This window comes from Endozoicomonas sp. SESOKO2 (assembly GCF_024606245.1).
In the GTDB taxonomy this organism is placed as follows: Bacteria; Pseudomonadota; Gammaproteobacteria; order Pseudomonadales; family Endozoicomonadaceae; genus Endozoicomonas_A.
Genome location: NZ_JAHHPQ010000383.1, coordinates 1 through 5,602, shown reverse-complemented (window position 1 = coordinate 5,602; position 5,602 = coordinate 1). Strand labels below are relative to the sequence as shown.

The following is a 5,602-nucleotide window of genomic DNA, read 5'->3' as shown; positions in this document are numbered from 1 at the left end:
GAGGCCCTCAACAATCTCTGCATTCTTTGGATTTAAATTGTTTCGTCTCTCCCTGCCATGGCGTTTGTCAATTCCGAACATCATCCGATAGCAGTGGGTCCACTGAGTGGTCGATGAATTCCGCAGAAAATTCGACCGGCCACACAGGCGCAACGCCCGAACAAAGCTCATGCCCATATTTGGACAATGGACGCGGCCCGGAGTGCGCAGGTCATGTGACTGACGTGGATGTACAACTTATGGATGACATTGCTCAACCCACTGTCCCCATGGACACTGACGCATCGCCGGAGTCCGATCCCTGTCCTATTTGTCTGGTTCACTTCCATGATCGTGACGAAGCGCTCGTGGTCGTCAGAAGCCAGTGTTGTGGCCATCGCTTTGATCTGGACTGCATTTCCAGGTGTTTTGTTGATCAGCCCATCGGCTCTCGCCGGTGTGCAATGTGCCGGCAAGACCCGATGCCTATGCTGAATGAGAAAACCGGTGAGTCTCACCCGGATACATTTTTCCCCGATGAGGCGCTTTATCTTGCCTGTTTTGAGGGGGATTTGGATCAGTTGGAGAATTTACTGGCAGAAGGAGTCAATATCAATGCGGTTATGGATGATAATTTCACTGTCTTGATGTTGGCATCCTGCCTGGGACACAGGGACATCGTCGAGCGCCTGATCCAAGCCGGGGCGGATCTCAACGCCCGGACAAAGAATGGCAACACCGCACTGCTCTTGACTGCCCGGGAAAATATCGCCGACTGTCTGAAAATCCTGATCGAAGCTAATGCGAACCTCAACGCCCGGGATAAGGATGGCGCCACCTCGCTGTTCATTGCCGCCTGGGAAAATAACACCGACTGCGTGAAAATCCTGATCAAAGCCAAGGCGGATCTCAACCTCCCCCGTCCGGATGGTGCCACCCCGCTGTTCATCGCTGCCCAGAGGGGTCATACCGACATAGTGAAACTCCTGATCGAAGCCGGGGCGGATCTCAATGTCCAGACTAAGGATGGCGCCACCCCGCTGTTCATCACTGCTGCAAAAGGCAATACCGACAGCGTGAAAGCCCTGATTGAAGCCAAAGCAGATGTCAACACCCGGACTAAGAATGGCGTCACCTCGCTGTTTATCGCTGCTCAGGAAGGCCATGCAGACATCGTGAAACGTCTGATCCAAGCCGGCGCAGATCTCAACGCACGAACCAAGAATGGCGCCACTGCGCTGCTCATCGCTACCCTGAAGGGCCATACCGACTGCCTGAAAATCCTGATCGAAGCCAGGGCAGATATCAACGTCACCTTGTCCGATGGCGCTACCCCGCTGTTCATCGCTGCCCTGATGGGCAATACCGACTGCGCGCAACTCCTGATCGACGCCGGGGCGAATCTCAACACCCTGCGGACCTGGGATGGCGCCACCCCGCTGTCCATCGCGACCGAGATGGGCAATACCGACTGCGTGATAGCCCTGACCGGGGCTGAGAGAAGGTAGGGGACGTTCATAGCCATAGAATTGAATTTTTGTACTGTTTTTGTGTCCAACTGTATTACTCATTCAATAATACGGAGGTTCTGCTTGTGAATGCCATTACTCACTTTATGGATGCCATTACTCACTTTATCGATGCCATTACTCACACCCCTTTCCCCTGGGACAATGTCGTAACGCCGGAGGCCGAACCCTGCTCTATTTGTCTGACTCACTTCCATGGCCGAAATGTAGCACCGGTGATCGTCGAAGCCCAATGTTGTAGAAAGCACTTCGACCTGGACTGTATTTCGACGTATTTTGTTCAACAATCTATAGGCTCACGCCAGTGCGCGATGTGTCGGCATGACCCCATGCCTATGTTGAATAAGAACACCGGTGAATATCACCCGGATCAATTTTTCCCCGATCAGACATTTTATGCTGCCTGTCTTGGCGGAAAGTTCGATAAGGTGGAGAAGTCACTGGCAGAGGGAGTTAATGTCAATGTCTTCAGGAGTGATGATTACAATCCCTTGATGTTGGCATCTGGTAAAGGGCACATAGCGATCGTTGAAGGCCTGATAAAAGCCGGAGCGGACATCAACGCCGCCCGCGCCAGGAATGGCGCCACCTCGCTGTTCATCGCAGCCTGGAAGGGTAAGACCGAATGCGTGAAAGTCCTGATCAACGGCGGTGCGGATCTCAACGCGCGGACCAAGCTTGGCGCCACCCCACTCCACGTCGCAGCCGAGATGGGCAATACCGACTGCGTGATAGCCCTGATCGAAGGCGAGGCGGATATCGATGCCCAGACTCCATATGGCTACACCGCACTGTACTTGGCCGCCCAGGAAAATAACATCGAAATCGTGAAAGCCCTGATCTACGCCGGGGCTAATCCCAACGCTGCCTCGTCGGATGGCACTACCCCACTGTACGGCGCTGCTGCAAAAGGCAATGCCGGCTGCGTGAAAGTTTTGGTCGAAGCCGGGGCGAACCTCAACGCCCGGACTAAAAATGGCGCCACCTCGCTGCTCATCGCTGTGCAAGAAAACAACACTGACTGTGTAAAGATCCTGATCAAACCGGAGACGGATCTTAACGCCGCCTCGTCGGATGGTGCTACCCCGCTGTTCGTCGCTGCCCAGAAAGGCAATACCGAATGCGTGAAAGACCTGATCAACGGTGGGGCAGACCCCAACGCCGCCATGACTAAAAACGGCGGCGGCACCCCGCTGTTCATCGCTGCAGCAAAAGGCAATACCGACAGCGTAAAAGCTCTGATCGAAGCCGAGACAGATCTCGACGCCGGGAATGAAGATGGCGCCACCCCGCTGCTCATTGCTGTCCAGGAAAATAACATTGACTGCGTGAAAGCCCTGGTCAAAGCCAGGGCGGATATCAACGCACGGGCCAGAGATGGCGCCACCCCGCTGCTCATCGCTGCCCTGAGGGGCCATAGCGACATTGTAAAACTCCTGATCAAAGCCAGGGCAGATATCAATGCCGCCCTGCCGAATGGCGCCACACCGCTCTCCATAGCTGCTGAGATGGACAATACCGACTGCGTGCAACTCCTGATCGACGGCGGGGCGAATCTTGACACCCCCCCGCCGTCCGCCGTAACGGAGTTGGACAATACCGACCTGGAAGCCCTTCCCAAAACCCGGACAAGGAGGGAAAGAAAAGAACCAGAAAGTTCTTGTGCTATCCAGTAAACGCAGCTTTGAGCTGTTCCCATCTTCTGAGTGTGTGAAATGGGAGATTATTTAGCCGCTGCAAACTTTTTAGCCATAAGAGCTGAACCAAAGCTGAACTATTGGAGTGTTCTTGCATCTAATCCGTATTACTTATTGAATAACACAGATGTTTTGCTTGTGGATGCTATTACTCGCAACTCTGTCCCCGGGGACGCTGTCGTAGCGCCGGAGGACGAACCCTGTCCTATTTGTCTGGCTCACTTCCATGGCCGTGACGTAGCGCCCGTGATCGTCAAAGCCCGGTGTTGTGGCAAGCTCTTCGATCTGGACTGTGTTTCGAAGTGTTTTGTTCAACAGTCCATCGGCTCACGCGAGTGCGCGATGTGTCGGCAAGACCCCATGCCTATGTTGAATAAGAACACCGGTGAATCTCACCCGGATCCATTTTTCCCCGATCATACGTTTTATGATGCCTGTGTTAACGGGGATTTGGATCAGGTGGAGAAGTCACTGGCAGAAGGAATCAATGTCAATGCCGTTATGACTGATGATCTCAATGCCTTGATGCTGGCATCTGCTAACGGGCACACGGCGGTGATCCAATGCCTGATAGAGGCCGGGGCGGACGTCAACGCCGCCCGAACTGAGGATGGTGCCACCCCGCTATTCATCGCTGCCCAGGAAAATAACACCGACTGTCTGCAAGCCCTGATCGAAGCCGGGGCGGATCCCAACGCTACCTGGAGTAATGGCACCACCCCGCTGTTCATCGCGGCCCAGAAGGGCAATATCGACTGCGTGACAGCCCTGATCAAAGCCAAGGCGGATCTCAACCTCTCCCGTCCGGATGGTGTCACCCCACTGTACATTGCTGCCCAGAAAAATAACACCGACTGCTTGAAAGCCCTGATCGAAGCCAAGGTAGATCTCAACGCTGCCTGTTCCGATGGTACCACCCCGCTCTACGTCGCTGCCGAGAAGGGCAATATCGACTGCCTGGAAGCACTGATCGAAGCCGGAGCAGATCTCGCTGCCCGGGCTGAGGATGGCGCCACCGCGCTGTTCATCGCTGCCGGGAAGGGCAATACCGACTGCGTGAAAGCCCTGATCAAGGCCGGGGCGGACGTCAACGCCGCCCAGACACCGGATGGCGTCACTCCGCTGTTCATCGCTGCCCAGGAAAATAACATCGACATCGTGCAAGCCCTGATCGAAGCCGGGGCGGATCTCAACATCGCCCGGACTTCGGATGGTGCCACCCCGCTGTCCATCGCTGCCCAACAAAATAGCACCGGCTGCGTGAAAGCCCTGATCAAAGCCAAGGCCGATCTCAACCTCAGCTGTTCGGACGGTTCCACCCCGCTGTTCCTCGCTTGCCTGAAGAATAATACCGACTGCGTGGAAGCCCTGATCGAAGCCAAGGCGGATCTCAACGCCGCCCGGTCGGATGATGCCAACCCACTGTCCGTCGCAACCTGGAAGGGCAATACTCACTGCGTGAGAGCCCTGATCAAAGCGGGGGCGGATCTCAACGCCCGGACCGAGAGTGGCGCCACCCCGCTGTTCATCGCAGCCGAGACGGGCAATACCGACATTGTGCAAGCCCTGATCGAAGCCGGGGCGGATCTCAACGCCGCCCTGTCGAATGGCGCCAACCCGCTACTGATAGCTGCCTGGGAAAATAAGACCGGCTGCCTGCAGGCCCTGATCGAAGCCGGGGCGGATCTCAACGCTGCCTTCTCGAATGGCGCCACCTCACTGTTCGTCGCTGCTGCGAAAGGCAATACTGACTGCGCGAAAATCCTGATCAACGCCGGGGCTGATATCAACGCCGCCTCGTCGAGTGGCACCACCCCACTCTCCATGGCAACGGAGATGGGCCATAGCGACTGCATGAAAGTCCTGACCGAAGCCGGGGCGAGATAGAAAACAAAGGCAAGGAAGAAAACAAAAGAAAGGCGTTATATTATCCATTAAACACGGCTTTCAGGTGTTCCCGTCTTATGAGTTTTTGAAATAGGTGAGATTGTTTAGCCACTGCAAACTTTTTAGCCATAGAGCTGAACTATCCTGTTTTTCTTGTGTCCAATCCGTAGCACTCATTGACTAACACAGATGTTCTCATCATGGATGGCATTGCTCGCCCCCCTGTCACCGGGGATACTCAAGTACCGCAGGAGGATCCTCTCTGTCCCATTTGTTTGGCCGAATTCCATGGTCGAGCTGTAGCGACTGTGGTCGTCAAAACCCAATGTTGTGGCAAACGCTTCGATCTGGACTGTATTTTGAAGTATTTTGTTGATCACCCCATCGGCTCTCGTCGTTGCGCGATGTGCCGACAAAACCCGATGCCTGTGTTGAATCTAAACACCGGTGAACCTCACCAGGATACATTTTTTCCCGATCAGACGTTTTATCGTGCCTGTTTTGAAGGGG

At 54.9% G+C, this 5,602-nt stretch carries 4 protein-coding genes; all 4 read left to right on the top strand.

What is annotated here, in order from left to right:
* On the top strand, positions 1-1,487 hold a 1,487-nt coding region (locus tag KDK17_RS08375; protein WP_257287847.1), incomplete at its 5' end, for an ankyrin repeat domain-containing protein.
* A gap of 86 nt (positions 1,488-1,573) precedes the next feature.
* The gene (locus tag KDK17_RS08370; RefSeq protein WP_257282296.1) at positions 1,574-3,184 is read left to right on the top strand and encodes an ankyrin repeat domain-containing protein; all 1,611 of its coding nucleotides are present in this window, start codon (positions 1,574-1,576) and stop codon (positions 3,182-3,184) included.
* 159 nt (positions 3,185-3,343) lie between these two features.
* Positions 3,344-5,092, top strand: coding sequence for an ankyrin repeat domain-containing protein (locus KDK17_RS08365; protein WP_257287846.1), 1,749 nt, complete (start codon positions 3,344-3,346; stop codon positions 5,090-5,092).
* 200 nt (positions 5,093-5,292) lie between these two features.
* Positions 5,293-5,602, top strand: a 310-nt coding sequence (locus tag KDK17_RS08360; protein ID WP_257287845.1) for a hypothetical protein, incomplete at its 3' end; no start/stop codon positions are given.